This is a genomic window from Streptomyces sp. NPDC017943, assembly GCF_044328425.1.
Lineage (GTDB): Bacteria > Actinomycetota > Actinomycetes > Streptomycetales > Streptomycetaceae > Streptomyces > Streptomyces djakartensis_A.
The window spans coordinates 53,521-78,740 of the sequence record NZ_JBIRHH010000010.1 but is presented as its reverse complement, the minus strand read 5'-3'; the positions used below and the strand labels follow the sequence as shown (position 1 = coordinate 78,740).

26 protein-coding genes and 1 pseudogene are annotated in these 25,220 nt (G+C 69.6%); 17 read left to right on the top strand and 10 right to left on the bottom strand.

The features are described from left to right. Positions 1-391 precede the first annotated feature (391 nt). Positions 392-1,090, top strand: a complete 699-nt coding sequence (locus ACH4C6_RS28875; protein WP_398111553.1) for a DUF4232 domain-containing protein — start codon at positions 392-394, stop codon at positions 1,088-1,090. A 202-nt stretch (positions 1,091-1,292) separates the two neighbouring features. Here ACH4C6_RS28875 and ACH4C6_RS28870 read toward each other — a convergent pair whose 3' ends face one another. Then, positions 1,293-2,147: a family 16 glycosylhydrolase gene (locus ACH4C6_RS28870; RefSeq protein ID WP_398111552.1), complete on the bottom strand. Its 855-nt coding sequence runs from the start codon at positions 2,145-2,147 to the stop codon at positions 1,293-1,295. Positions 2,148-2,325: 178 nt separating this feature from the next. After that, entirely contained in the window at positions 2,326-2,787 is a 462-nt protein-coding gene (locus tag ACH4C6_RS28865) for a hypothetical protein (protein ID WP_398111551.1), read from the bottom strand. 89 nt (positions 2,788-2,876) lie between these two features. Here ACH4C6_RS28865 and ACH4C6_RS28860 point away from each other — a divergent pair, with 89 nt between their 5' ends. The 7 genes from ACH4C6_RS28860 (at position 2,877) to ACH4C6_RS28830 (ending at position 7,268) form a co-directional block, all read left to right on the top strand. Further along, entirely contained in the window at positions 2,877-3,143 is a 267-nt protein-coding gene (locus ACH4C6_RS28860; protein ID WP_398111550.1) for a hypothetical protein, read from the top strand. A gap of 24 nt (positions 3,144-3,167) precedes the next feature. After that, positions 3,168-3,302 (top strand): hypothetical protein, encoded by a 135-nt coding sequence (locus tag ACH4C6_RS28855; RefSeq protein WP_398111549.1) that lies wholly within the window; start codon positions 3,168-3,170, stop codon positions 3,300-3,302. Between the two features lie 77 nt (positions 3,303-3,379). Then, on the top strand, positions 3,380-3,784 hold the full coding sequence (locus ACH4C6_RS28850) for a DUF6153 family protein (protein ID WP_398111548.1): 405 nt from the start codon (positions 3,380-3,382) through the stop codon (positions 3,782-3,784). Between the two features lie 114 nt (positions 3,785-3,898). Continuing rightward, positions 3,899-4,537: a DUF305 domain-containing protein gene (locus tag ACH4C6_RS28845; RefSeq protein WP_398111547.1), complete on the top strand. Its 639-nt coding sequence runs from the start codon at positions 3,899-3,901 to the stop codon at positions 4,535-4,537. A gap of 359 nt (positions 4,538-4,896) precedes the next feature. Next, positions 4,897-5,436, top strand: a complete 540-nt coding sequence (locus ACH4C6_RS28840) for a DUF4396 domain-containing protein (RefSeq protein WP_398111546.1) — start codon at positions 4,897-4,899, stop codon at positions 5,434-5,436. A 240-nt stretch (positions 5,437-5,676) separates the two neighbouring features. Further along, positions 5,677-6,723, top strand: coding sequence for a glucose 1-dehydrogenase (locus tag ACH4C6_RS28835; protein WP_398111545.1), 1,047 nt, complete (start codon positions 5,677-5,679; stop codon positions 6,721-6,723). 35 nt (positions 6,724-6,758) lie between these two features. Then, positions 6,759-7,268: a gluconokinase gene (locus ACH4C6_RS28830; RefSeq protein ID WP_398111544.1), complete on the top strand. Its 510-nt coding sequence runs from the start codon at positions 6,759-6,761 to the stop codon at positions 7,266-7,268. Positions 7,269-7,467: 199 nt separating this feature from the next. Here the strand turns inward: ACH4C6_RS28830 and ACH4C6_RS28825 are convergent, their stop codons facing one another. The 3 genes from ACH4C6_RS28825 to ACH4C6_RS28815 form a co-directional block, all read right to left on the bottom strand. Further along, positions 7,468-9,192, bottom strand: a complete 1,725-nt coding sequence (locus ACH4C6_RS28825) for an acyl-CoA dehydrogenase family protein (protein ID WP_398111543.1) — start codon at positions 9,190-9,192, stop codon at positions 7,468-7,470. Positions 9,193-9,271: 79 nt separating this feature from the next. Further along, positions 9,272-9,829 (bottom strand): PadR family transcriptional regulator, encoded by a 558-nt coding sequence (locus ACH4C6_RS28820; RefSeq protein ID WP_398111542.1) that lies wholly within the window; start codon positions 9,827-9,829, stop codon positions 9,272-9,274. A 291-nt stretch (positions 9,830-10,120) separates the two neighbouring features. Continuing rightward, positions 10,121-10,822, bottom strand: a complete 702-nt coding sequence (locus ACH4C6_RS28815) for a FadR/GntR family transcriptional regulator (RefSeq protein ID WP_398111541.1) — start codon at positions 10,820-10,822, stop codon at positions 10,121-10,123. Between the two features lie 236 nt (positions 10,823-11,058). Here ACH4C6_RS28815 and ACH4C6_RS28810 point away from each other — a divergent pair, with 236 nt between their 5' ends. The 4 genes from ACH4C6_RS28810 to ACH4C6_RS28795 are packed head-to-tail and all read left to right on the top strand — an operon-like array spanning position 11,059 to position 15,414. Next, entirely contained in the window at positions 11,059-12,300 is a 1,242-nt protein-coding gene (locus ACH4C6_RS28810; RefSeq protein ID WP_398111540.1) for an aminotransferase class V-fold PLP-dependent enzyme, read from the top strand. Beyond that, on the top strand, positions 12,297-13,598 hold the full coding sequence (locus ACH4C6_RS28805; protein WP_398111539.1) for an extracellular solute-binding protein: 1,302 nt from the start codon (positions 12,297-12,299) through the stop codon (positions 13,596-13,598). The genes ACH4C6_RS28810 and ACH4C6_RS28805 overlap by 4 nt, the downstream gene beginning before the upstream one ends. Before the next feature lie 2 nt (positions 13,599-13,600). After that, the gene (locus ACH4C6_RS28800) at positions 13,601-14,581 is read left to right on the top strand and encodes a carbohydrate ABC transporter permease (RefSeq protein ID WP_398111538.1); all 981 of its coding nucleotides are present in this window, start codon (positions 13,601-13,603) and stop codon (positions 14,579-14,581) included. Continuing rightward, positions 14,578-15,414: a carbohydrate ABC transporter permease gene (locus ACH4C6_RS28795; protein WP_398111537.1), complete on the top strand. Its 837-nt coding sequence runs from the start codon at positions 14,578-14,580 to the stop codon at positions 15,412-15,414. Before ACH4C6_RS28800 ends, ACH4C6_RS28795 begins: the two co-directional genes overlap by 4 nt. Positions 15,415-15,432: 18 nt before the next feature. On the opposite strand, the gene ACH4C6_RS28790 is transcribed toward ACH4C6_RS28795, so the two are convergent. Together ACH4C6_RS28790 and ACH4C6_RS28785 are read right to left on the bottom strand one after the other, a co-directional pair. Continuing rightward, positions 15,433-15,960 (bottom strand): SMI1/KNR4 family protein, encoded by a 528-nt coding sequence (locus ACH4C6_RS28790; protein WP_398111536.1) that lies wholly within the window; start codon positions 15,958-15,960, stop codon positions 15,433-15,435. Positions 15,961-16,214: 254 nt separating this feature from the next. Continuing rightward, positions 16,215-17,534 carry a hypothetical protein gene (locus ACH4C6_RS28785; protein WP_398111535.1) on the bottom strand — a complete coding sequence of 440 codons (1,320 nt, stop codon included), beginning with the start codon at positions 17,532-17,534 and terminating at the stop codon, positions 16,215-16,217. A 1,133-nt stretch (positions 17,535-18,667) separates the two neighbouring features. On the opposite strand from ACH4C6_RS28785, the gene ACH4C6_RS28780 reads away from it, so the two are divergent. The 3 genes from ACH4C6_RS28780 (at position 18,668) to mscL (ending at position 21,028) form a co-directional block, all read left to right on the top strand. After that, a complete protein-coding gene (locus tag ACH4C6_RS28780; RefSeq protein WP_398111534.1) occupies positions 18,668-19,555 on the top strand; it encodes a neutral zinc metallopeptidase in 888 nt (295 codons plus the stop codon). A gap of 315 nt (positions 19,556-19,870) precedes the next feature. Beyond that, positions 19,871-20,386, top strand: coding sequence for a hypothetical protein (locus ACH4C6_RS28775; protein WP_398111533.1), 516 nt, complete (start codon positions 19,871-19,873; stop codon positions 20,384-20,386). Between the two features lie 198 nt (positions 20,387-20,584). Beyond that, entirely contained in the window at positions 20,585-21,028 is a 444-nt protein-coding gene (mscL, locus tag ACH4C6_RS28770; protein ID WP_398111532.1) for a large conductance mechanosensitive channel protein MscL, read from the top strand. A gap of 95 nt (positions 21,029-21,123) precedes the next feature. Here mscL and ACH4C6_RS28765 read toward each other — a convergent pair. Next, positions 21,124-21,304, bottom strand: a pseudogene (locus ACH4C6_RS28765) (4-hydroxybenzoate 3-monooxygenase); the annotation flags it as partial. 132 nt (positions 21,305-21,436) lie between these two features. Between ACH4C6_RS28765 and ACH4C6_RS28760 the strand changes: the two are divergent. Beyond that, positions 21,437-22,042 (top strand): hypothetical protein, encoded by a 606-nt coding sequence (locus tag ACH4C6_RS28760; protein ID WP_398111531.1) that lies wholly within the window; start codon positions 21,437-21,439, stop codon positions 22,040-22,042. A 108-nt stretch (positions 22,043-22,150) separates the two neighbouring features. Here ACH4C6_RS28760 and ACH4C6_RS28755 read toward each other — a convergent pair whose 3' ends face one another. Beyond that, positions 22,151-22,585 carry an Rrf2 family transcriptional regulator gene (locus ACH4C6_RS28755; RefSeq protein WP_398111530.1) on the bottom strand — a complete coding sequence of 145 codons (435 nt, stop codon included), beginning with the start codon at positions 22,583-22,585 and terminating at the stop codon, positions 22,151-22,153. Positions 22,586-22,711: 126 nt separating this feature from the next. Between ACH4C6_RS28755 and ACH4C6_RS28750 the strand changes: the two genes are divergently transcribed. Then, positions 22,712-23,461: an SDR family NAD(P)-dependent oxidoreductase gene (locus tag ACH4C6_RS28750; protein ID WP_398111529.1), complete on the top strand. Its 750-nt coding sequence runs from the start codon at positions 22,712-22,714 to the stop codon at positions 23,459-23,461. 158 nt (positions 23,462-23,619) lie between these two features. On the opposite strand, the gene ACH4C6_RS28745 is transcribed toward ACH4C6_RS28750, so the two are convergent. Further along, on the bottom strand, positions 23,620-25,215 hold the full coding sequence (locus ACH4C6_RS28745) for an AMP-binding protein (protein WP_398111528.1): 1,596 nt from the start codon (positions 25,213-25,215) through the stop codon (positions 23,620-23,622). Between the last annotated feature and the right edge of the window lie 5 nt (positions 25,216-25,220).

The following is a 25,220-nucleotide window of genomic DNA, read 5'->3' as shown; positions in this document are numbered from 1 at the left end:
CCCGGCCTCGTGGCACAGCGCCTCCGGCTCAGTCCGGCGCTCACCCGTACGACCCGCAACCGCTGCCCGAAAGGTCTGCCCGGACACAGGCCGTGGTGCACCGCGGATGACGATGATCGTGCGGCCCGTACCGGCGCAAGCTCCCGGCAGACATAGTGCCGACCGTACTTCTGCCGGGAGAACCGCCTGGGCGAGGACTACCGGAAGTGGTCGACTGAAGGCCGACACGGAGCGCCTGTTCACGGACCTGTACGGGTCTCCCGTCCCAGCCGACGCAACATCGGGGCACAGGGGCGCACAGGCCAGGACCCTCCGTCGTCGACCGACCGGTATCACCACCCGGGCCGACGGCACCGCGCTGCGGCTCGTACTACACACAGGGGACATCTCCATGAACACGCTGCACCGCTCCACGCTGCTCGCCGTCGCGGGCACGGCTCTCACCCTGTCGCTCACCGCCTGCCAGAGCGACTCAGGCAGCACGTCGTCGTCCCGGCCGACCACCGCGGCCACGGTGGCGTCGTCCCCGGCGGCGGGTGCGACGACGGCAGTCGAGGGCACGGGCACGTCCGAGGCGTCCGGGTCGACCGGCTCCGCGCGTTCGGCGGCGGCACAGGGATCCACCGACGCCTCTTCGGCCGGCTCCACGGGAGGACGCGGGAGGGCTTCCACCTCGGTCTGCACCGCGCGGGACGTCCGCGTCACCGCCGCCACGCAGGACGGCCCGCCTTACACCCACATCGTGCTCACGGCGCGCAACACCTCCGGGCACTCCTGCCGGCTGACGGGCTTCCCGCACATCCAGTTCCTGGAGAGCCACAAGCAGGACGTCCCGGCCGTCGCCAAGAGCAAGCCGGCCACGCCGGTCGTGCTCACGGCCGGGGCCCCGGCCTACGGCCTGGTCAAGCTGTCGGACGGCGGGGTCGACGAGGACAACGAGCCCGTGTCGGCGTTCTCCGTGCAACTGGCGGGCGACTCCACGGTCATCGCCGTCACTGCCCCCGGCAGCGACGGCATCTCCGTCGACCCGGCCAGGGCCCTCACCGGCTACTGGACCCCGGAACTCCGCAACGGCGCGGACGACTTCTGAGTCCGATTCTCCGAGCGGGAGTAGACGAACTCGTTTGAGCCTCCTGCACTCCGCCTCTGAGTCAGGCCGGGCGAACCCGTACCAACCCGAGCCGGCAACGGCGCGAGTGTGCGTCCCGCCCGGCTGACCCGTACTCGGCCGGGAGGCCACGGAGACGGTGGGGGAGTGGGGCAGCACTGCCAGATGCGGCACGCCCGTGCCGTCACCCGCGACCGTCACCGTACAAGCGAACGTAGTCCACGGTCATCGTGGCGGGGGAGGGCGTGGTGCTGTCGGGCGCGCCTGGCCAGTCGCCTCCTACGGCGATGTTGAGCAGGAGGTGCATATCTTGTTCGAAGACCCAGTCGCCTGGCCGGTCCAGCTTGGCCGGAGTCAAGGTGAAGTACGGTTTGCCGTCGATGGACCAGGTGATGCGGTGTGGCTGTTTGTCGACGGCGTAGACATGGAAGTCCTGCGACGCGTCACTCGGCAGAGTGGTGGAGCCACCGATCCCGTTCTCGTTGAAGTAGGACGGTCCGTGCGCGGTTGCGTACACCGTTCGCGGCTCTCCGCCAACCACCTCGCAGATGTCGATCTCACCCTGCCCGGGCCACTCGACTCCGTTGTTGCCGAGCATCCAGATCGCCGGCAACAGGCCCGTGCCGGTGGGCAACTTCGCGCGGATCTCTGCTCGTCCGCGGGTGAGCGTGACCTTCCCCTCGGTGGTCAGACGGGCAGAGGTCCACGGGCAGAACTTCCGTGTGTAGCACGGTAGCTGCGAGCCGGCGGGGGCACGCCGTGCCGCGATCACCAGGTGCCCGGCGCCATCGAGAGCGGAGTTGGCCGCATCGTCGGTGTAGTACTGCAACTCGTTGTTGCCCCACCCCTCGGCTTCCCGGTTTCCGGTTTCGGTGTTCCACGACCGGCTTGGCGGACGGGTGCCGGCCGCACCCGCGAACTCAGCGCTCCAGAAGAGCTTTCGAGCGACTTCGGGCCTGTGCATGTCCGGGCTGCTGCCGCATCCACCCAACAGTGCGCTCAACGTCAGTACGAGTGTCAGGCGGAGGGGTCGGTTCATCGTGCTGCTCCTGCGTGCTGGTGGCGAACACCAGTGTGGTGCAAACCGGCAAGCGCCTGACTGTCAGGCCCACGTCGCTGCTGAGGAATGGCCAGGACTTGTGGATCAGGAAACGCGGAGAGCGCACTGGCGGCATCACCTTCCGGGCCGGGAGCGGCATCAGCCTGAGGACGGCTCTTCAGTCGTAGAAGAAGAGCTCGAGGTCCTCGACGGATCCCGGCCCGGTGAGGAAGCGTTCAGCCTTCGCGATCTCGTCTTCCGGTGGCAACTGGCCCTGCAGGAGGTACCGCATCCAGATTTCTCCTTGCTCGCCGACCGCGTAGATGCCGGACAGCAGCTCGGTCATGCCCGCAGGGCGCGGTGGACGGCGTCCGGCGACCGGCTGGAGCACCCATCCGCCGGATCGGGCCGCGAGCCGCAGCACCCCGGCCCAGTTCGCGATCCTCCCGATGCGTACGTGCCACGAGTCCTCGGTGAACGGGGCCATCCGTCCGCCGTGCAGAGGGTTCGTGGCGGCAGCGATGTCCTTGACCACTTGTCGTTCCACGGCGTCACGGACCCAGCGCCCTTCCTGCGCTTCTTCCATGGCGGCCTCCCACCAGTTCCACCCGCCCTCGAGTCGGTCCGCGAACGCATCCATGCGGACAGGCTAGGTCGCGAGGCCGGGAGACGCTGCGGGGCACCACCTGGTTGCAAGCCTCGGGAACAGAGTCGCCGGTGGCACCCGGAGTGAACGAAGCGACGGTCGCCGGGGCGCCCCCGGCTGCGGAGTCCTCGAGTGCCCTGCGCTCAGGCGATGTTGAACGCCTCGGCGACGGACAGTGTGTCGGCTGGCAGCTGGTCGACCAGGCCCGCGCGCTGCTGGTCGCCGCCCAGCGGGAACTGCCTGCCGGGCGCATCCGCGAGCTGCACAGCGGCCCGGCCGCACGAGTGGAGACCCTCGTCGCCCGCGGTCGCGCCGAAGGGGTCTTCCGTACGGACCTGCCGATCGCGTGACTGGTCAATGTCCTGCACTCGGTCATGCACAGTGCCGCGGACGAGATCCGCGCGGGCCGCCTGACCTCCGAGCACACCGCCGGCCACATCACCGCCACGGTTCAGGCGGCCTTCACCCCGCCGGGAAGCCCGGTGCCGGGTCCCGCCCCTGGAGCGTGACGCCCCCTGGGGTGAAGGGGTGCGGCAACTGGCCGACGGACCCTGCCGCGTGCGGGCTGCCCCGTACGATGAGTCCCGTGACCAGGTGCATCCGCAGCAGCAGCCGCCCCGCCGGGCGGCTGTTCGTGCTGCTGGTGCTGGCGGTGCTCACCGGAGTGCTGGGCATGCACGGTCTTGCGCCCGGTGGGGCCGTGGCGGCGCAGGCGCGAGCCGGCCACGAGATGGCCATGGCCGCCGCCGACGGCACCGCGTACCTGAGCGCGGGATGCTCGCACACGGACGGCGGGCCGGGACATCTCGACCACGCCGACGCCACCTGTGCGGCCACCGGTACCGGCTCGCCGTACACACCGCCCGCCCTGGCCGTCGGCCCGGTGCTCCAGGCACTTGCCGCCACCGGTCTCGTCACCGCGCCCAGCGGCTCATCGCATGACGGACGTGCGCCGCCCGACCTGTCCGAGCTGCAGCTTCTGCGGATCTAGAGCGGCCCGCCCGGCACCCCGCGCGCCCATCTGCGCGGGTGCCGTGCTCTCGCACGCCCTTCATCCGATCCATCGCGCGCCGTGAACCGCCGCGCATCAAGGAGTTGCAGCACCATGATCCGTACGCGTTCCGTGTTCCGCCGTACCGTTGTCGTCGCCGCCGCAAGTGCGGCAGCGTTCGTCCTGGCCGCCTGCGGCGGCGACGGCGACGACTCGTCCGGGCACGGAAGCCACAACAGCAACAGCGCTTCCCCCGCTGCTTCTGCGCCGGCGTCCCGAGGGCAGCACAACGCGGCCGATGTCGCCTTCGCCGCAGGGATGATCCCGCACCACCGCCAAGCCGTCGAGATGGCCGACCTCGCGCCTGAGCGGGCTCAGTCGGCCGAGGTGAAGAAGCTCGCCGCCGACATCAAGAAGGCCCAGGACCCTGAGATCAAGACGCTGTCGGGCTGGCTGACCTCTTGGGGCGAGCAAGTGCCCGCCCAGGGGGCCATGGGCCACTCCATGCACGGCGGTGCATCCGGCGGGATGATGACCGTGCAGGAGATGGAGCGGCTGGAGAAGGCCTCCGGCAAGGCGTTCGACACCGCCTTCATGGACCTGATGATCAAGCACCATGAAGGCGCGGTCGCGATGGCCGAGACCGAGCAGGCCGACGGTGCCTACGGCCCGGCCAAGAAGATGGCGGGGCAGATCATCACCTCGCAGAGCGCGGAGATCGAGCGGATGAACAAGCTGCTCGGCAACGACTGACGCCCCTCCACGAGCACGGGGCGGGCACCACCGAGCACGGGGCGGGCACCACCGTCCACCGGGCGGGGCACCACCGGTGCCTGCCCCGTCCCGCACCGGCGGTACAACCACCAGTGCCTGCGCCACCCAGCCCCCGCAGCACATCACGCCTGCCGCCCCTGCCTCCTTCTCCTTGCCTGGAACCACTCGCCACGACTGCCGCACCGCGGCGCCGACGACGGCCGCACCCGGACGGTGGTGCGCCGCCCGGGAGCAGGCGGGCAGCCCCGCTCGCCATATACCCCCAGGGGGTATATGGTCTGGGTTGTGGGACCGCCTCCGGTCAACCACGCTGGAAGCCGAACAGGGGATGACAGGTCATGGACCACAGCACCCACCACACCGGTACCGCGCACGGCCACACGGCCCCTGCACCTGGCCACGGCCACGGGGGCCATCAGGAACACGGCGGCGGCCACGGCAAGGGCGCGTCCTGGTCGACGGCGGTGAAGGCGACCCTGCACTGCCTGACCGGCTGCGCCATCGGCGAGATCCTCGGCATGGTCATCGGCACCGCCCTGGTGTGGGGCAACGTGCCCACCATGATCCTTGCGATCTCCCTCGCTTTCGTCTTCGGCTATTCCTTCACCCTCTTCGCCGTCGTGCGCGCCGGCCTGCCCCTGAAGGCCGCCCTCAAGGTGGCCCTGGCCGCCGACACCGTCTCCATCGCGGTGATGGAACTGGTCGACAACGCGATCATCGCCCTGACGCCGGGCGCGATGGACGCCCAACTGTCCGACGGCCTGTTCTGGTCGGCGCTGCTCGGCGGCTTCGCCGTCGCCTTCCTGATCACCACCCCGGTCAACAAGTGGATGATCGGCCGAGGCAAGGGCCACGCCGTCGTCCACGCCTACCACTGACGCCACGGGCGGTGCCGACGTCGAACGGCCGCCCCACATCTGCGGCCCGCGCACGCAGCGAGTCGTCGGACTGCTCCTGGCGCAGCCGCGGCGCCTTGATCACACGGAACGATCACCGCCCCCCGCCCGCTCCCCGGTCGTCATACCGGCGCCGACTGGTGCTGAAGGACTCCGGACGGGACATACGTCAGGAAGCGGTGCGCACGAACGGCGCCGATGACAGGAGGGACAAGGTTGGCGATGCGTGCATTGACCGTGCGGCCCGGTGAGAAGGGGTCCCTCGAGGTGCGGGATGTGCCCGATCCCGTTCCGGCAGCCGGAGAGCTGCTGGTGCAGGGCCTGGCCGTGGGAGTGTGCGGAACGGACAAGGAGATCGTCCAGGGCGAGTACGGCTGGGCTCCCGCGGATCGTGAGTGGCTGGTGCTGGGGCACGAATCCCTCGGGAGAGTCCTGCAGGCGCCGCCCGGCAGTGACTTCACGGCCGGCGACCTGGTGGCCGGGGTGGTGCGGCGGCCGGACCCGGAGCCCTGCGGTGCGTGCGCGCAGGGCGAGTTCGACATGTGCCGCAACGGCCGCTACACCGAACGCGGCATCAAGAGCATCGACGGCTTCGGCGCGCAGACGTGGTGCGTGGAGGCCGACTACGCGGTGAAGCTCGCGCCGCATCTGGAGCGCGTAGGTGTGCTGCTGGAGCCTACTTCCGTGGTGGCCAAGGCATGGGAACAGGTCGAGCGTGTCGGTGCCCGCTCGTGGTTCGACCCACGCCGCGTCCTGGTGACGGGTGCTGGGCCCATCGGTCTGCTGGCCGCTCTTCTGGGCGCACAGCGCGGTCTGGAGGTGCATGTGCTCGACCGGGTGACCGAGGGGACCAAGCCCGCCCTGGTACGGGACCTGGGTGCCACGTACCACGCGGGGGACGTCGGGCAGGTCATCACCGATGTCTGCCCGGATGTCGTCATCGAGGCCACGGGCGCGAACGAGGTGGTCCTCACCTCCCTGACGGGCACCGCGCCCTACGGAGTCGTGTGCCTGACCGGGGTGTCTCCCACGGACCGCAGGACCACCGTGGACGGCGGCGCCATCAACAGGGAGATCGTCTTGCAGAACGACGCGGTGGTGGGATCGGTCAACGCCAACCTGCGCCACTGTCGCCAGGCTGCCGACGCCCTGGCGCAGGCGGACCTGCCATGGCTGGAGCGCATGCTCACTCGGCGGGTGCCGCTGGAACGGGCGACGGAAGCGTTCAGCCCACAACAGGACGACGTCAAGGTGGTCATCGAACTCTGATCGGCCGGTGACACCATCTCGAAGGAAGGACCTGAATGCCTCACCACACCGTTCCCTTGGTTGTCGTCATGGGCGTTTCGGGCTCGGGGAAGACCACAGTGGGCCGACTGCTGGCAGAGCGCCTCGGTGTCGGTTGTGCCGAGGGGGACGACTTCCACCCTGCGTCGAACGTGGCGAAGATGCGAGCGGGCCGCCCCCTCGACGACACGGACCGCGGGCCCTGGCTCGACAAGGTCGCACAGTGGCTGGTCGACCATGCCGACAGCGGCGGAGTGGTGACATGCTCGGCACTCAAACGGCGCTACCGTGACCGGCTGGCCTCCGCCGCGCCATCTGTCTTCTTCCTCCACCTCGACGGCTCGCCGGAGCTCATCGCCGCACGCATCACCGCCCGGCGGGGCCATTTCATGCCGCCCGAACTGCTCCGTTCGCAAGTGGCGGACCTCGAACCGCTGGGCGAGGAGGAAAGGGGCGCGGCCGTCCCGATCGACGGAACGCCACAGCAGACCGCTGCCCTCGCTCACGCCGCCGTCCTGTCCGCCTGAGCGGCACACGCGCTGACGAGCACCCGCGTACGGTGCACAGCTGTCGGTTCCGCCCCCCTTGCCGCCGCCGGGAAGCCGAGTCCGCACACCCTCGCCGAGTACGACCTGCTCGAGCATCCGGACGCGGCTCCCGAGCGGCATGAGGCCCGCCTCGCGCGTGGTCTGCGAGGTGCGTCCCGGGGCGTGCCGAGGCTTCAGGTCAGGGCATCATCTCGTACGCCCCGGACAGTGCCTCGACGCGCTTCCAGACCCGCTCGGAACGGCCGCCGTCGACGACCGGGCGCCGCACCGCGCCGAGCGCCCAGCGCTGCTGCTCCTCGGTGGCGGAGTCCTTGCCGTGCAGCTCGACGGCGTGCGCCGAGAAGTCCCGTACGAGGACGGCGAAGAGCTCGTCGAGCACCTCTTCGTGGAGTCCCGACAGGGCTGCCTGCTCCAGGACCAGCTGCCCGTGGACGACGAGCGCGAACAGCTGACCGACCGCGAGGAGCAGGTCGAGGTCACGGCGCTGCTCCTCGTCGGGAGCCATCGTGCGGACGAACTCGCACAGAGCATCGGCCTGTTCCCGGAACCGGGCGACGTTGGGCAGGTGGGCGTAGGTGTCGAAGGCCGGCCGCCAGTCGTGGAAGCGCACCGAGCCGAGGCCGCGGGCCGGGCCCTGGCGGAAGAGGAAGTCGTCGTCGGCCGCGGCGAGGCGGGACGGGACCGGCTCGTAGGCGACCGGGTCGAGGAGGTGGTTGCGCATGAACTTCAGGATCAGCGCCAGATTGACGTGGACGGTGCCCTCCAGCTTCGGCAGACTGCGGATCTCGACGGCGGCCTGGGAGAAGTAGGTGTCCTTCTCGAAGCCCTTGGCGGCGATGACGTCCCACATCAGGTCGATGACCTTCTCGCCCTCGGTGGTCACCTTCATCTTCGTCATGGGGTTGAAGAGGAGGTAGCGGCGGTCGTCGGGGCCGGCCGTGCGGAAGTAGTCGACGGCGCGGTCGCTGAACAGCTTCATCCCGACGAGCCGGACGTACGCGTCGGTCAACTCCCGTCGCGCGTGCGGGAAGGCCGTGACGGGGCGGCCGTACAGAATGCGGTTCTGCGCGTGGGTGACGGCCTCGTACATCGCGTGCTCGCAGATGCCTATCGAGGCGGTGCACAGGTTGAACTTGCCCACGTTGACGGTGTTGAGGGCGGCGTCGAAGGCGGCGCGACCGGTGTGCAGGACGTCGTCCGGGGTGACGGGGTAGTCCTCCAGACGGAACTCGCTGACGAACTTCGAGGAGTCGACGACGTTCTTGACCAGGTGGTAGGAGGGGTGACGGCTGTCCGCGGCGAAGAAGACGTAGCCGTCGGGGCCCTCGACGTCGGTGCGGCGGCCGAACACCGAGACGAGCCCGGCGGCATTGCCGTTGCCGATGTAGTACTTGGAACCACTGGCGCGGAAACCGCCGGTGCCGTCGGGCTCCAGGAGCATGTCCGTGGAGTAGATGTCGGCGCCGTGCGCCTTCTCGGACAGGCCGAAGGCGAACACCTCACCCTGGGTGAGAAGTTCGGCGGCGCGGGCACGAGCGGCGGCGTTGTCGCTCTGCCACACCGGGCCGAGTCCGAGGATGGTGACCTGCCAGGCGTACCAGTAGTCGAGGCCGTAGAAGCCGAGGATCTCGTTGAGGGCGGCGATGCGGGCGGTGTCCCACCGTCGGTCGCCACCGTCCTCCGCCGCGGCGGAGGCGGGGGTGAGGAAGGTCGCGAAGAGGCCCTCCTTGGCGGCGAAGGCGAGGAAGTCACCGAGCCAGGCGCGGGTGCGGTAGTCCTCGATCAGCCGGCGCTTGCCCCGCTCTTCGAACCAGTCGACGGTGGCGCGCAGCAGCCTGCGGGTCTCCGGATCGAAGTGTGCGGGGTCGTAGGTGCGCGGGTTAAAGAGCAGCGCGTCGGTCACGTGTGCCGCCTTTCGGCTGGGAGGGGTGGGAGGGGTGAGGGTGGGCCCGGGTGTGAGTCCCGGGGGGGGGCTCGGCCGGTCAGCCACCGGTCTCGAAGCGGGCGAGTGTGGCTCGGACGTCGTCGAGCCAGGCGATCATCATGCGTTCGTACGCGATGCCGCCGCGCAGTACGGCGTGCTGGAGTTCCCGCTCGGCGTCGAGCAAACCGTCCGTCGGTGGGTCCCCGAAGTCGCGGGACTCGCCCGCGAGGTAGTGAGCGAGGCGGTCGGTGTGCGTCTGCTGGTGCCGCTCGACCTCGCCGATCAGGGCTGCCGGATCAGCGAAGGCGGCGCCCCGGATCTTCACCGCCAGATCGTGGCGCACGCTCTCGGGCTCGGTCGGCTCGCTCAGCCATGCGGAGAGCGCTTCCCGTCCGGGCCGGGCGACGGAGTACTCCTTCTTGTCCGGACGTCCGTACTGCGGGACTTCGCGGACGTCGACCCAGCGGTCGCTCTCCATGCGCTTGAGAACGCGGTAGATCTGCTGGTGGGTGGCGGTCCAGAAGTACCCGATGGACCGCTCGAACCGCCGGGCGAGCTCATAGCCGGAGCCCGGCTTCTCCAGCAGGGAGACGAGGATCGCGTGTTCGAGCGCCATGGTGGGATCTTGCTATGCGCCTAGTTGCATAGCAACGTCTCCGCGGTGAGACACCGCTCACCCGGGGCGGTTCGCGCGCGGAACATCCCTGGCGGCGGCATGTGGGGGAGGGGGAAGCCCGGCGGGGTGTGCTCGGCGGCCGCGGTGTCCTCGCTGAGGAACGCCTGCCTCACCCGGCGGGCTGCGCCGGAAGCCCGCTGGCCGAGGGTCCCGGTTCGCGACCGTTGCGCAGATCGGTACCGGTGCTCACTCCGGTATCGGCGCTCACTCCGGTCCCGGTCGCCCATGACCTCAGCCGGCGTCGTCGATCTCCTCGACCGGCGGCATGAAAGCCCGCAGCCACCGCTCCGTCTGGGCGACGTGCGCCTGCGCCGCGCCGGCCGCCGCGACCGGGTCGCGATCGGCGATGGCGGTGGCCAAGGCGCGGTGGTCCTCGTCGCTCTTCCTGCGCAGTTCGGGGCCTTCGGGCAGGGTGAAGACCTGGTATTTGCGGGACCGGGAGCGGAAGACCGCGAGGAGCGTGGCCAGAGTCGGGTTGCCGCCCAGGCGAGCGATCTCGGCGTGGAAACGGTGGTCCAGTTCCGACGCCTTGGCGGGGTCGCTCGTGGCCTCCATGTCCTCGATGAGAGCGAAGAGCGTGTCCACCGACTCCGGGGTGCAGCGTGCCGCCGCCTGGGCCGCGACGTGCGCCTCGAGGACCCGCCGGATCTCGTAGACCTCCAACAGGCCCGACAGCGGCAGAAGTTCGAGGGTCAGGGAGAGGCTTCCGATCACGTCCTGTGGCCTCAACTGCGAGACGTACGTGCCCGAGCCGTGCCGCGGTTCGATGACACCCAGGGCGGCGAGCATCCGCACCGCCTCGCGCAGCGACCCCCGTGACACGCCCAGTTCCTCGCAGAGATCCCCTTCGGGCGGGATGCGCTCGCCCGGGCCGAGACGCCCGGTCCCGATCATGTGCCGCAGGCCGTGGAAGGCCTTCTCGACTGCGGACATCCGATTCCTTCTTCCTCCCCGGGCGAGCCGCGATCAGGCCGCGTCCCTCGGAGAACTGTAACGAGGCCCGGCGGGCCATCAGATGTGCCGGGTACGTTTCCCCGGCAAGTCATCTGATGACTTTCACTGTACGACCCTTGTTTCCGCTCGGGAAGGTGGGCAGGATGCCGAGTCATCAGATGTGTCCGGCGGAGGGTGAACCTCCGCAGGACCGCCCTGCCCAGATGTGGAGTCCCGTGAGTGAGACCGAGGTGACCACCGCACCGCGCCCCCTGCTCCTGGCGGACGGCCGGCCCGCCGACCGGGCCTGGTCGCTCGACCCTGCCCTCAAGCATCTGAACCACGGCTCCTTCGGTGCCGTTCCGCTGGTGGCACAGGAGCACCAGGCCCTGCTGCGTGCCGAGATGGAACGCTCACCCGTCGTGTGGTTCCCGGCGCTGCCCCAGCGCCTCGCCGCGACACGGGTCGAGCTCGCCGGCTTCCTGCGGGCCGACGCCGGCGATCTCGCCCTCGTACCGAACGCCAGCGCGGGCACGAGCGTCGTCTACTCCGCGCTCGACCTGCCTCCCCGCTCCGAGATCGTCGTCACCGACCACGGCTACGGTGCCGTGACGATGGGCGCCGAGCGGCTGGCCCGCCGCAGCGGCGGCCGGGTCCGCACCGCCCGGGTGCCACTGGACGCGGACGAGGACCAGGCGTACGAGGCGGTCACCGCCGAGCTCGGCGACGCCACCGGCCTCGTCGTCGTCGACCAGATCACCTCGGCGACCGCACGCCGACTTCCGGTGGAACGCATCGGGGCGGAGGCCCGCCGTCGCGGCATCCCCGTCCTCGTCGACGGCGCACACGCGCCCGGCCTGCTGGAAGAGCCCCTGGCCGGCGCCACGTACGACTTCTGGACCGGCAACCTGCACAAGTGGGGCTGCGCCCCGCGCGGCACCGCGGCGCTCATCGCCCGTGGGCCGCTGCGCGAGCGCCTCCACCCGCTGATCGACTCCTGGGCCGCGGCCGATCCCTTCCCCGACCGCTTCGACCAGCAGGGCACCGTCGACGCCACCGCCTACCTGGCCGCGCCGACGTCCCTCTCCTTCGTCGAGCACACCTGGGGTTGGGCGACCGCCCGCCGCTACATGGACGACCTGGTCGACTACGGCGCCCGTGTCATCGGCGCGGCGCTCGCCGATCCGTCCGGCGCGGACTGCCCGGTCGACGTCGGCATGCCCGTCCCGGGCATGCGTCTGGTGCGCCTGCCGGACGGGCTCGCCGCCGACCGGATCGAGGCGGACGCCCTGCGGGACCGGGTGGCCCGGGAGCTGGGCGTGGAGGCGGCCTTCACCAGCTTCGCAGGCGCCGGGTACATGCGCCTGTCCGCACACGTCTACAACACCGCCGCCGACTACGAGTACTTCGCCGAGGAATGCGTCCCCGTCCTCGGCACGTGGGCACGACAGAGCACAGGAAAGAGGTCAGCACCATGAGAAGAAGGACGGTGGCCCTCGCGCTCGGCACCGCCGTGGCGACCCTCCTCACCGGCTGTTCCACCATGAGCCCCCAGGCGAGCGGAACGGTCACCCTCGACATGGTCGAGAGCCTGACGAACCCGACCCGCACCGCCCTGCTCAAGGACCTCATAGCCGACTTCGAGCGGCAGAACCCCAAGATCAAGGTCAATCTGGTCTCCCCGCCCACCGAGCAGGCCGACCAGAAGCTCCAGCAGATGCTCCAGTCCGGCAGCGGGGTGGACGTCCTGGAGGTCCGCGACATCACCGTCGGGCCCTGGTCGAACAACGGCTGGCTGTACGACATGAAGAAGGATCTGGAGGGCTGGAAGGGCTGGCAGGCCATGACGGAGAACGCCGTCAACGCCTCCAAGGACGCCGAGGGCCGGACGTACTTCGTCCCGTACGGCTTCTACGGCCTGAGCCTGTTCTACCGAACCGACCTGATCGAGAAGGCGGGCTTCGACAAGCCGCCGGCCACCTGGAAGGAACTGCTGGAGCAGGCGTCCGCCATCCACGATCCGGCAGAGCGCCGGTACGGCTACGCATTCCGGGGCGGCGCCAACTCCCACAGCAACGCCACCGCCGCCATCGAGGCCTACCTCGCCGACCAGGTGGACCCGGCCGACGGCTTCAAGCTGAAGGACGGTCGCACGATCTTCTCCGCTCCCGAGGCCGAGGACGCGATCGACAACTACCTTGAGCTCTTCAAGAAGGCGTCCCCGAAGTCCTCCGTCTCCTGGGGCTATCCGGAGATGGTCGAGGCGTTCTCCAACGGCTCCACGGCGTTCTTGCTTCAGGACCCCGAAGTGATCGCCACGGTCTCGGAGTCGAAGTCCATCTCCAAGGACCAGTGGGCCACCGCGCCGCTGGTGGCCGGGCCCGAAGGCAAGACCGTGCAGCCGCTGGCCACCGCCGGCTGGGGCGTCGCCAAGGGAAGCGATCACAAGGCCGAGGCGGTGAAGCTGGTCGAGTTCCTGTCCCAGGGTGACGCCTCGACCTCGTTCACGCAGAAGAACAGCCTGGTGCCCATCCTCAAGTCCGCGACCGACGAACCCTTCTACCGGACCGGCCCCTGGTCGAGCTACGTCACCATGACCGAGCAGCCGGACAAGTACCTGGTCGTCGCCCAGCCGCGCGGCGTCAGCTGGTGGGCCGAGTGGCAGCAGAAGGCGGACACCGACGTGCAGAAGCTGATCCTCGGCAAGACGACGCCGAAGAAGCTGCTCGCGGGCTGGGACGCGTACTGGACCGAGAAGCGGCGGCAGGAGCAGTAGACATGCCCCTCACCTCCACCAGGACGCCGAAGACAGCGCCGGGCACGGGGGAGGCCGTCCGCAAGGGCGGCGTCCCCCGCGGGGGCGGGCGCAGGCGCGAGTTCACCACCCGGCGCGGCCTCAGCATCGCCGCCTTCATGGCACCGGCCGCGGTCTTCGTGGCGATCTTCACCTACTACCCCGTGATCGCGGGCGGTCAGATGGCCTTCCGCAACTGGAAGTTGACCGACCTGACCGACACCTCGTGGGTCGGGCTGCACAACTTCGGCGACGTGTTCAGCGACCCCGCCTGGGGGACCGTGCTGAGCAACACCGCCCTGTGGGTGGTCGGTTCGATCGTCCCGCAGCTGGTCATCGGCTTCGCGCTCGCCCTGTGGCTGCGCCGGCGTTTCCGCTTCCGGGGGCTGTACCAGGCGCTGATCTTCTTCCCCTGGGCGATCTCCGGCTTCCTCATCGGCATCCTCTTCCGCTGGCTGTTCAACAGCGAGTTCGGCGTCGTGAACGACCTGTTGCAGAAGGCCGGACTGATCGACGAACCGATCGCCTGGCTGGCGGATCCGGACACGGCGATGGCAGCCGTGATCGTCGCCAACATCTGGTACGGCGTCACCTTCTTCACGATCATGATCCTGGCCGCGCTCCAGTCGATCCCGGACGAGCTCTACGAGGCGGCGGCGCTGGACGGCGCGGGCAGGACTCGCACGCTCTTCCAGATCACCATCCCGTACATCCGCACCACGCTGGCCCTGACCGTGCTGCTCCGCGTGATCTGGATCTTCAACTTCCCCGACCTGATCTTCGGCATGACCGGAGGCGGGCCGAACGACGAGACGCACATCGTGACCACCTGGATGATCAAGATCACTCAGCAGGGCGACTACGGCAGGGCGTCTGCGCTCGGCCTTCTCGTGGTGGCCGCGCTGCTGGTGTTCGCGGTGTTCTTCCTCCTGGCCACGCGTGAGAAGAAGGGGGTGAGGTCGTGACCGGCAAGGGGTCGGCGGCCGGCCGGGCCGTCAAGTTCACCTTCCTCGGGGTGTGGCTGCTCTTCACGGTCTTTCCGCTCTACTGGATCGCCGTCACCTCGCTGAAGGCACCGGGCGACATCTTCCACTTCCCCATCGCGTACTGGCCCGAGCGCTTCTCCCTGGAGAACTACCGCGGTCTGTTCGGCACCGCCGACTTCGGCACCTACCTCACCAACAGCCTCGTCGTGTCGACCGTGGCCGGCGTGACGGCCACGGCGATCTCGATGCTCTCGGCGTACGTGCTGGCCCGCTTCGAGTTCCGCACGAAGTCGGCGCTGCTGATGGCCGCGCTGGTCACCCAGATGATCCCCTCGTTCATCGCGCTGGGCCCGCTCTACCTGCTGATGACCGACCTGAGACTGGTCGACAACCGCCTGGGCCTGATCCTCGTGTACATCGCGGTGTGCATCCCCTTCTGCACGGTCATGCTCCGCGGCTTCTTCGAGAACATCCCGGACGCGTTGGAGGAGGCCGCCATGATCGACGGCCTGTCCCGCTTCGCGGCGCTGTTCCGGGTCCTCTTGCCGGTGATGCGCCCCGGCATCATCGCCGCTTTCATCTTCAACTTCGTCAACTGCTGGAACGAGCTGTTCCTGTCGGTGACCCTCATGAACAGCGACAGCAACAAGACCGTCCCCACCGCCCTGAACGGCTTCATCTCCAGCTTCAACATCGACTGGGGCTCGATGTCGGCGGCGGCCGTGCTCACGATCGTGCCCACGATGCTGCTGTTCGCCTTCGCCAGCCGTCACATCGTCGAGGGACTGACCTCCGGTTCGGTGAAGGGCTGACAGCCACCCGGCAGGCCCTCAGCGGCAGAGGGCCGCGATGTCGTCGCCGTACGAGGGGAACTCCGCCCGGGCGGCAGCGACGATCTCGCGTGCCGTCCGGCGTGGCCTGCTCGCGTGCCGCTCGGCCAGCGACACGAGGGCCGGGTCCGCACGGCCGGTCACAGCGCCGAACTCCACCGCCTCCATCGGTCCGACGCCGTCCGCCAGCAGCCACAGGAAGTCCGACAGGTCACCGGCCACGACACCGACGGCGCCCTCGGACCCCAGGAACACCACGGGCTGTTCCGCCAGCGGTCGCCCGGCCCGCACGCACCACAGCGCGGCGAGCCCGCCCGTGCCGTCCTGACCGAACACGCGATACGGGCTCCCGTCGAGATCGTCGTTGCCCGTCCAGCTCCGCAGCCAGCCGGTGGTCTCCTCCGCCGAGTCGAAGGCTGAGTAGGGCTCGAAGTCGATGCCCCGCCCGTCGGCGTAGTCGATGTCCACGTCGGCCAGATCGGCCAGCGCGGGTGGGAAACGGCGGTCCTCACCAGTCATGTCGCTCACCGGTGCACCATAATCACCGGCCTGGGCAGCGGCGGCAGCGGACCCCGGCACTCGGACGACCGTGTCGCAGACTCGGGGGTCTTCGCCGAGGGCACTGTCTGGTTCGGTGTGGAGGCGGACGCTGGCGATGACGAGCGCCGCGAGGGAGGGCGACTGACGCAGCTGTTCGCGCGGGCGGAGAGCGGTGATTCGCTCCGCGGGATCAAGGCGCCGCGGCTACGCCAGGAGCAGTCCGACGACGACCCGCGGCGTTCTCACGCCCACGGGAGTCCTCCACTACACGCTCCACGCCCCGCGACACCGAAGCGGTGCTTCCGGACGTCGGCCTTCACCGCCACTCCAGGACGTCCCCCGCGCCCAGCGCCCGGTCCGCGCCCTCTGCCGTGATCTTCTTCGGGGTCGCGCCGGGAGTGATGGGGGAGGCATAGTAATCGAGCCGGGTGCCCTGCAGCGATGCGAAAATCATCTGCTTTCCGTCCGGCGCAATGGCCCGCACCGTGTTCTTGCGATCCGTCGCCGGGATGATCGGACCGCCCAGGGCACCCTTCACCAGATCCGCCGTGCCGTCGAGTCGAGAGACATCCAGCGTCCAGAAGGAATTTCTTCCGCTTCGGGTCTTTGGCTTCGCCGTTTCGTGGGCCGCACAGCACGGTCTTGTTGTCGACCCAGCCGTTGGGGTGGCAGTCGGCGCCGACCGGAATGCTGGCGGCCGTGACACCCTTGGCCGTGAGCAGCGCACTGCGCTGTGGCGTGTCGACCACGTTGTAACCCTGCCAGGTGATGAAGGCCGTCGCCCTGCGCCCGCCGGGGCTGACCCGGACTTCCTTGCCGAAGAGCCCGCGCGCAGGGTCACCCGCGAGTGCCAGGCCGGCCCCGTCCATGTACTCGCCGTCACCGCCCGCTTGTTGGGTCACGGCGTGATCCCCGGTGACGGAACGGCTGGCGATGCGCACATGATCCGAGGAGTCGGTCTCGGTGAACCAGAGAGCACTGCCGTTACGGGCGAAGACGGCGTTCTCCTCTCTGGGCGTGTCGCCGAAGTCGTCGCCCTGTTCGGCGGACAGCTTGGTCAGCTTGCCGCTGGTGTCGACGTAGCCCACCCCTGTCGCCTCGGTCTGTCGATCGATGAGGACGACGGCCATCCGGGAGAAGTCCTCGTCGAAGAGTTGCCGCAGCCGGGTGGCGGGGAGGGTGCGCGGCCCGTCCTCCGATGTGCCGACATCAGGGAAGTTGTTGGCGCACAGCTCCACGAGAGGGGAGGCTACGTCGTCGGCCTCCGCGACCACGGCCTCCGCCGGGACGGTGAAGGTCCGCGAGACGGTTTGTTCCCACGTCGTGGGATTCCAACCCGTGACCGTCACGCTGGCCGGCTTGGTCGCGGGTACGGAACACAAGGCGGTGATGATGACACCCTTGTCTGGGAAGGCTCCCTTCCCCTTGCCTGCGTTCTCGCTGCCGCCCTGCTGTCCGGCAGTCGCCTCGGTGCCGTTGACACGGGGATCGGAGTCGTCATGGCCCCCGCCGCACCCCGCTACCAGCGGAAGCAGCGCCGTGACGACCGTCGACGCAGCCACGCCCCAGCCCCGCCGACCGCCTCCGTGGCTCTCTGTTTTCCACACAACCGTGTCCCCTCGCGATGTCCTGCCCAGCAGCGGCCAGGTGATCGTAATGCAACTAGTGCGACGGTCCGCGGAGTTGGTCGACGACCGTGGATCCGTTGGACGCGGAACGGCGGAGGAGCCCGGGATCGTCTATCGATTTCTCGGCGGCTCTCTTGGCGGTCCTGCAAGAACCTCCCGAGTGACAGCAAAGTGTGCTGACCCAAGGGCTGTGCCGAAGTCGTGCGGTCAGGCAGACGAGGGGACCATGCGCCTGGCCCGCACCGCCCGAGGAGCCCACATGACACCCGTCTTGCACACCGAATGACTCAGCTTCCGCCCCCACCCACCCGAGGACGAGGACCGCTGCGTGGGACTCCTACGCGACAAGCAGATCTGCCGCTGGATGGGCCAGGACCGCGTGCCCGAGGCGGACGGACCCGGTCGCGACAGCCGCCGCCAGGGGCCGGGCAGGACCGCCCGCCACTCAGGAGAAGTGCGCCGCGGTCATGCCTTCGGAGTGTCCGGCCGGCCACTCCACCAGTTCGATCCGGTACCCGTCCGGGTCTGTGAGCCACGAGGTCTTTGGCCCCGCAGGTCCGCCCGGACGCAGGACGGGCGCCGGGTCCAGACCGGCTACGGCCAGCGCCTCCAGGGTGCCCGTCCGCGAGGAAGCTGCAGCCAAAGCCGCCCGCATCCAGGCGCCCACGCCACCGGAGCCGAGGCACAACCAGGAGCCGTGCAAGCTCGCGGTCTGTTCCGCCGCCGCAGCTGACCACGAAAACGGCTCTCCCCCTCCCGTCGGAGGGGGGGAGGACGGCGTCGGCGAGCAGCGGCCCCTGTCAGGCCGGGGCGGCCTGATTGGTCGGTGCGGCGAGCGGGGAGCGCCGACCTTTCTCCAGCGCGCGCAGCTGTTTCCAGTCGACTTCTGGGTGGGCGGGGACGACCGCGTCGACGGACGCGACCCGCAGAGCGGCGTAGCGGCGTCGCCCGCTGGCTCCTTCCAGAGGCGAAGCAGGAAGAGGGCGGGATGGGGAGGCTCTCCTACGGGGTAGGCGAGCGGGACGACGCGGGGCGGCCCGGCGCGCTGCTTGAGGGAGGGTCACCGTATGCAATTCGACGACGATGCTGCTCTGGACACGTCCGAGGTCGTGGACGGGCGGGGAGGTACGCTGTCCGGCATCCCCGGCGGCGGGAAGACCGTCGGCGGGGGACTGGTCGGGCTCGTGGTGCTGGTCGTGTCCGTGCTCCTGGGTGTCGACCCCGGCATGTTCGACTCGGGCAGCGGCGACACGTCCTCGTCCGGCAAGTCGGCCGCGGACCTCGCGGCGGACTGCCGGACCGGTGCCGACGCCAACCGCAAGGAGGAGTGCCGGATCGTCGCTGTGGTCGACAGCGTGCAGGCATTCTGGGAGCAGACGGAGACAGCCGTCGGCAAGCCCTACCAGCAGTCCCCGACTTTCCTGTTCACCGGCAGTGTGAACACGGGTTGCGGGAACGCGACCTCCGACGTCGGCCCGTTCTACTGCTCAGCCGATGACAGGGTCTATCTCGACCTCGACTTCTTCAACGACCTGAGCAGCAAGTTCGGCGCCAAGGGCGGCCCGTTCGCCGAGGCCTACGTCATCGCGCACGAATACGGTCACCACGTCCAGGACCTCAGCGGAACGATCTCCCGCGGCAGCGGAACGGGCCAGAACAGCGGCTCGGTGAAACTCGAGTTGCAGGCGGATTGCTACGCCGGAGTGTGGGCCCACCACGCCACCACCACCCCCGACCCCAGGAGCGGTAAGCCACTGATCACCGACGTGACGAAGGACGACATCAGCCGCGGGCTGGACGCGGCCGCCGCCGTGGGAGACGACCGTATCCAGCAGCGCTACCAGGGCAGGGTCACACCGGACACCTGGACGCACGGCTCCGCGCGTCAGCGCCAGCAGTGGTTCTCCACCGGCTACCGCTCCGGCCGCGTCTCCAGCTGCAACACGTTCAGCTGATTACGCTGACATCCCCGGCACGGGGCCAGGCTGGGAGCCGCCGCTGGTGGGCAGATCGCATACTGTGCCGTGCCGTGCCGTCCCGCGCTCGGTGGTCGACAGCCGGCACCACGTGGGACTTCTGCCTCGACAGGCTGACTGCATCCAAGACCTTGCTATCGGGCGGCTCGCGAGAACTACCGCAAGAATCTCTGACTCACGCCACGAGTAGTGCTTGGTTGGGTTGCGGGCTGTCTGCGGGTTCGTCGAGTGCTGGACAGCGGCTCGCCCGGCTCTGCACGGGTATCCGTCGGCTCTTCGGGCACCCGAGACATCATGCACGGACACCAAGCGCGTCCCACCAGCAGCACTCTCAGCGCCCAGGCCTCCACCGCCGAGACATCGACGCCCGGTCACAACGGCGCCAAGCACTCACGCCGAGGCCGACGCACCGGCCGTCTGCGCCGCCGCGTCCTCGCCTACCGGGCAATCGATTTCCTGTCGACGCACATCCCGGACGACCCCGGACCGGGCCACGAATGCCTGCTCCTGGTGTACATCCGACAAGTCGTCGGCCAGGTCCGCTACCAGATCTGCACTGACTGCGCCCAGGGCGTCATCACCACCGTCACCATCGACGAGCGCTTCCACAGCACCGGTCTGGGCACCCGTGCGCTGTCACACCTACGGTCCCGCCACCCGGGACTGACCTGGCGCAGCACGTTGCGCAGGCGCACCACCCGTGATCTCCTGCGCCGGATGCGGATTGCCGCAACCACTTCTGTCACGCCCTGCCCCCACGCTCACCAGACACTCGCTGCCCCGGCCGGCCCGATACTCGCCAGCAGCTGACCCCATCACCCACCGGTCACAACACACGGTGGAGAAGGTGTCCCCCTCAGGCCGCGACGGGTGCCTGACGTACATCACCGCGACGCACGGCCGGACCGGCATGGAGGACGGGCGGCAGGGCATCCGAGGCGAAGGGAAGGGGCTGACCGTGCTTTCGGTGCCGCCCATCGACGTCAAGAGCCCCCGAGGGGTGAGAAGGTGAAGGGCTTCCGCAGCTTCATCCTGCGCGGCAACGTGGTCGACCTGGCCGTCGGCATCGTCATCGGGGCAGCGTTCACCGCCGTGGTGAACGGCTTCGTCAGCGCCTTCCTGACCCCACTCGTCGGACTGGCCACCGGCGTCACCGGTGACATGAGCCACAAGACCTTCACCCTGGGGGCCACCAAGTTCCCCTACGGCGCCTTCATCAACGCGGCGATCAGCTTCCTCCTCCTCGCCAGCGCCCTCTACTTCCTGGTCGTGCTCCCGATCAACAAGCTGCACGAACGCCTCGCCCCGCACCACGATGTCCAGGCCCCCAAACGGGACTGCCCCGAATGCCTCAGCCCCGTACCCGCCCAAGCCCGACGCTGCGCCTCCTGCACCGTCGCCCTGCCCGCCGTACCCGCTCAGGCCGGGGAGACAACCCAGCGTGCCGGGTGACCCCGCCTCCATGACCCGGTCTGCGTTGCCATGCCTCTCGCGAGCCCTTGACGACCGTAGTTGGCCACGGCGTCCGATGCCGAACCGCTCCCCAGGTCCAGGCGCTCGGCAGCGTCGCACGCCCGCAGTGCGTCGACGGGTGGCCTGTTCGAGGATGCCGGCGCGCTGGCGCTGCTCGACGTAGGTGCGGTCCCGGTGCTCCAAGACCACGCAGTCGATGCCCGTGTCGGCCGGTCGGTGGAGGGCGTGACCGGTCCTGAGCGCGCGTACCCCCATATCGTGCGCGCGTCCCATGTACCGTCAAGCCACCCGCCGATCCTCGCCGTCACCCCCCCCGCAGACACGAGGTCCGCGCCACCGGCTCGAAGCTGGCCCTTGTCGATGTCGCCGTCGGAACAGGAGCACGTCATGCGTCTCTACGCCCAGAGCCCAGCGCGTCGGGGTCGTCAGCTGATCGCGGATCTGATCGCTCTGCTCCTGATCGCGAGCACAGTGAAGTTCGCTCTGGTCGTCCGTGACGCGATCCTGACGTTGGCCGAGCCCGGGCGGAAAGCCGAGAGCGCGGGCGACAGTCTTGCCTCCAGTCTCGACGATGCGGGCAACGCGGCCTCGAAGGTGCCGTTCGTCGGTGACTCGTTGAAGAAGCCACTCAGGTCCGCGGCCGAGGCCGGCACGAGTCTCTCCGATGCCGGACAGTCGTTGCAGGACACCGTGGGCCATGTCGCCACGCTCACGACGATCGCCCTGATCGTCCTTCCGACCGCCGTGATCCTGGTGTTGTGGCTCGTTCCACGACTGCGGTGGATCCGGCGGAGCGCCACCACTCGTCGCCTCCTCGATGCCCCCGGTGGCGCCGACCTCCTCGCGCTGCGTGCGCTGACCGGACCGCAGCGGCCGCTGGCCGCGCTTGCCACGCCGCCGGGCGGCCTGGCCGACGCCTGGCGTCGCGGGGACCCTGACGTCATCGCCGACCTGGCGGCGCTGACGCTGCGACGCGCGGGTCTTCGACCCTGACCGCCCTCCCTGAGTCCAGACGTCCCCGGTCTGGAGCAACCCGGCTTGGGAGTACCTGATCAAGAGCTGCGAGATCCGCAGAGGTGCCTCGCACCTGCTGACACAGGGCTAGCGGGGTGTCGCGAGGACTTCCTGGAGTACGTCTTCGAGCGTGACCCGGGCCAGTTCGTGTCTCAGGGTCTGCTCGATGCCGTCGTAGACCCGCTGCATCGCCGGCTGGATGCCGTGGCCCACCACGCAATTGTGGTCCGGCGTGGTGCGGTGCATCGCGAACAGGGGGCCGGATTCCACCGCCTCGTACACGTCGAGCAGGGTCATCGATCCGAGGTCGCGCGCCAGTGACCAGCCCGCTCCCACGCCCCGCCGTGATTCCACGAGCCCGGCCCTGCGCAGATCGCCCAGGAGCCGTCTGATCACCACGGGGTTGGTGTTGGCACTGGACGCGATCTGCTCGGAGGTGGCGACCTCATGGCCCTGACGTTGGTAGAGGCCGATCCAGGCCAGGGCGTGCGAGGCGATGGTGAGCCTGCTGTTGGCGCTCATGACCCTCCTCTCAGGACGCAACGCCTCATGTTACGACAGCGCAGTCGTAACAAGTAAGGTTGCAACCGCCTGTCGTAACAATTAACGTTGCGACAGCAGGACGGATCGATCAACGAGGTGAGAAGAATGAGCAAGCCACTCACGGGCAAGGTCGCCCTGGTCACCGGGGGGTCACGAGGGCTGGGGGCCGCGACTGTGCGACTGCTGGCCGAGCAGGGCGCCGATGTCGCCTTCACCTATGTCAGCTCCGAGGAGAAGGCGCAGGCCGTCGTCGACGAGGTGCGCGGCAAGGGAGCGAACGCCCTCGCCCTCCGGTCCGATCAGGCGGACACCAGCCGGGCACCAGCCCTGATCGACGACGTGGTCGCACACTTCGGCGGCCTGGACATCCTCGTCAACAACGCCGCGATCTCCGTGGCCGGCGCGGTGGACGATCCGGACGCCGACACCGCTGCCCTGGATCGCATGCACGCCACGAACTATCTCGGCGTGATCGCGGTCATCCGCGCCGCCGCCCGAGTGCTGCGCACGGGCGGTCGCATCATCACGGTGAGCTCCGGCCTGGGTTCCCGGGTCGGCGCCCCCGGCCTTGCCGACTACGCGGCGACCAAGTCCGGTATAGAGAGGTACACCATGGGCGTCGCACGCGACCTCGGGCGGCGTGACATCACGGCCAACGTCGTGGAGGCCGGACTGATGGACGGTGGCATGCAGCCGCCGGACCCCGACACCCTCAAGGCCCTGCTCGGCTCGCTGTCCCTGCAGCGCATGGGGCACCCCGACGAGATCGCCGCGGCGATCGCCTTCCTGGCGAGTCCGGCCGCGTCGTACGTCACGGGCGCGGTGCTGGACGCCCACGGTGGCTACAACGCCTGAGCCGCCGATTCCCGCCGCTTGATCCGCCGGCAGCACCAGGCCGCGCGCGTTCCCATGCACGCGCAGGTCACTGTCGCAGAGCTGGCCCGAGAGCCATAGCGACCAACGACGAGGCGCAGGGACTGGCCAGGGACGCCCACAGCGTCAGGCCGACTGGTTCAGGAACCCTTGCCGGGCCTGGGATCATCACAGGTGAGCAGCCTCGTGACGGCCTCTCTGTCCGTCTTTCCGTTCGTGGTGAGAGGGATGGCGGCAACCGCCCTCACACGGGTGGGCACCATGTAGGGCGGCAGGAGCTCGCGGAGCGCCTCGCGTGGGTCCGGGCCGGGCGCTGTGCCGGGTGTGCCGTCCATGCCGGTGTGCACGGCCGCGAGCTCGGTGCTGCCCTCCGGGGTGGGGAGGGCGACCACGACCGCGTCGAGCACACCGGGGAGGGTGCGCAAGGCGGCCTCGACCTCTCCCAGTTCGACCCGGTAGCCGTGCACCTGCACCTGCTGGTCGACCCGGCCGAGATGGACCAGCACCGTCCCGGGCGGAAGCGGCCCGTCGGTGCTGGGCGAGTCGGCCCGGGCGGGGCTGACACGGTCCCCGGTGCGGTACCAGTGGGCGACGGTCAGCGGCGTCGCAGGATCGTAGGGGGCGCCGTCCGGCGTGAGGAAGCGGCCGGCGTTGTCGGCCGGATCGAGGTACCCGGAGAAGCGCTGAGGCCCGCGCACGCACAGTTCACCGTCGAGGAGCCGGCCCTCCAGAGCCGGGTGGAGGGCACCGATGGGCACCGTGCCGTTGGCGGGCCGGGGCCAGGCCGCGTGGTCCCGAGGCAGGCGGTGGTGGGTGCATGTGACGGTCAGCTCGGTCGGGCCGTAGGCGTTGTCCACGGTGCTGTGCTCGGCGGCCAGCGCCCAGGCCCGCGCCTGGCGCAGTGTCAGCGGCTCGCCGCAGAACATGCTGCGGCGCAGGCCGGGCAGGCTGCCGGGTCTCAGTGCCCGCAATCGCTGGGCCAGCGTGATGACGGAGGGCACGGAGTTCCAGTGGGTCAGGGCGCGGGTGGCGGCGTACCGGACGGGGCGCAGCAGGTCGGCACGGGTGGCGGGGGCGAGGGTGGCGCCGGTGCCCCAGGCCGCGTACAGGTCCAGGACCGACGGGTCGAAGGTGAGGTCGAAGGTCTGCGAGACGCGGTCACCCGGGCCGGGGCCGTAGCGTGCGACGGCGTGGGTGAGGTAGGTGCAGACGTTTCGGTGGCTGACCGGCACGCCTTTGGGCGTGCCGGTGGAGCCCGAGGTGAACAGCACGTAGGCGAGGTCGTCGGGCCCGGCACGGAAGGCCGGCGGGCCCGGTGGTGGGGTGGCGGCGAGCGCGTCCGGCTCCGTCGCGGTGAGGGTGAGGACGGGCGCGGGCAACAGCGCGGCGTGGCCGCAGGAGCCGTCCGTCAGGATCACGTCGAGGCCCGCTGCCGCGGTCACCCGCGCGTTGCGGGCGAGGGGAGAGCCCGGGCCGAGCGGCACGACCGTGGCACCGAGGCGGTGGACGGCGAGGTATCCGGCGTAGGCGACGGTGGTGCGTGCGGCCAGCAGACCGACCCTGCGCGGGCGTACCCCCGCGGTGCGGTCCAGGAGCCGTCCGGCCACGTGGTCGGCGAGGGCATGGAGTTCGCGGTACGTCAGTGTGATGTCGCCGAGGTCGAGCGCAACGGCGTCGGGGAAGGCGGCGGCGGTGTGCGTGAACCAGTCGTCGAGGGTGCGTCGTTCGTCTTCCATCAGCG

Excerpts from the sequence above, each read along its gene's own strand:
- ACH4C6_RS28875 (WP_398111553.1), top strand. The coding sequence starts at position 392 with ATGAACACGCTGCACCGCTCCACGCTGCTCGCCGTCGCGGGCACGGCT.
- ACH4C6_RS28870 (WP_398111552.1), bottom strand. The coding sequence starts at position 2,147 with ATGAACCGACCCCTCCGCCTGACACTCGTACTGACGTTGAGCGCACTG.
- ACH4C6_RS28865 (WP_398111551.1), bottom strand. The coding sequence starts at position 2,787 with ATGGATGCGTTCGCGGACCGACTCGAGGGCGGGTGGAACTGGTGGGAG.
- ACH4C6_RS28855 (WP_398111549.1), top strand. The coding sequence starts at position 3,168 with ATGCACAGTGCCGCGGACGAGATCCGCGCGGGCCGCCTGACCTCCGAG.
- ACH4C6_RS28845 (WP_398111547.1), top strand. The coding sequence starts at position 3,899 with ATGATCCGTACGCGTTCCGTGTTCCGCCGTACCGTTGTCGTCGCCGCC.
- ACH4C6_RS28840 (WP_398111546.1), top strand. The coding sequence starts at position 4,897 with ATGGACCACAGCACCCACCACACCGGTACCGCGCACGGCCACACGGCC.
- ACH4C6_RS28835 (WP_398111545.1), top strand. The coding sequence starts at position 5,677 with ATGCGTGCATTGACCGTGCGGCCCGGTGAGAAGGGGTCCCTCGAGGTG.
- ACH4C6_RS28830 (WP_398111544.1), top strand. The coding sequence starts at position 6,759 with ATGCCTCACCACACCGTTCCCTTGGTTGTCGTCATGGGCGTTTCGGGC.
- ACH4C6_RS28820 (WP_398111542.1), bottom strand. The coding sequence starts at position 9,829 with ATGGCGCTCGAACACGCGATCCTCGTCTCCCTGCTGGAGAAGCCGGGC.
- ACH4C6_RS28815 (WP_398111541.1), bottom strand. The coding sequence starts at position 10,822 with ATGTCCGCAGTCGAGAAGGCCTTCCACGGCCTGCGGCACATGATCGGG.
- ACH4C6_RS28805 (WP_398111539.1), top strand. The coding sequence starts at position 12,297 with ATGAGAAGAAGGACGGTGGCCCTCGCGCTCGGCACCGCCGTGGCGACC.
- ACH4C6_RS28800 (WP_398111538.1), top strand. The coding sequence starts at position 13,601 with ATGCCCCTCACCTCCACCAGGACGCCGAAGACAGCGCCGGGCACGGGG.
- ACH4C6_RS28780 (WP_398111534.1), top strand. The coding sequence starts at position 18,668 with ATGCAATTCGACGACGATGCTGCTCTGGACACGTCCGAGGTCGTGGAC.
- ACH4C6_RS28775 (WP_398111533.1), top strand. The coding sequence starts at position 19,871 with ATGCACGGACACCAAGCGCGTCCCACCAGCAGCACTCTCAGCGCCCAG.
- ACH4C6_RS28760 (WP_398111531.1), top strand. The coding sequence starts at position 21,437 with ATGCGTCTCTACGCCCAGAGCCCAGCGCGTCGGGGTCGTCAGCTGATC.
- ACH4C6_RS28755 (WP_398111530.1), bottom strand. The coding sequence starts at position 22,585 with ATGAGCGCCAACAGCAGGCTCACCATCGCCTCGCACGCCCTGGCCTGG.
- ACH4C6_RS28750 (WP_398111529.1), top strand. The coding sequence starts at position 22,712 with ATGAGCAAGCCACTCACGGGCAAGGTCGCCCTGGTCACCGGGGGGTCA.
- ACH4C6_RS28745 (WP_398111528.1), bottom strand. The coding sequence starts at position 25,215 with ATGGAAGACGAACGACGCACCCTCGACGACTGGTTCACGCACACCGCC.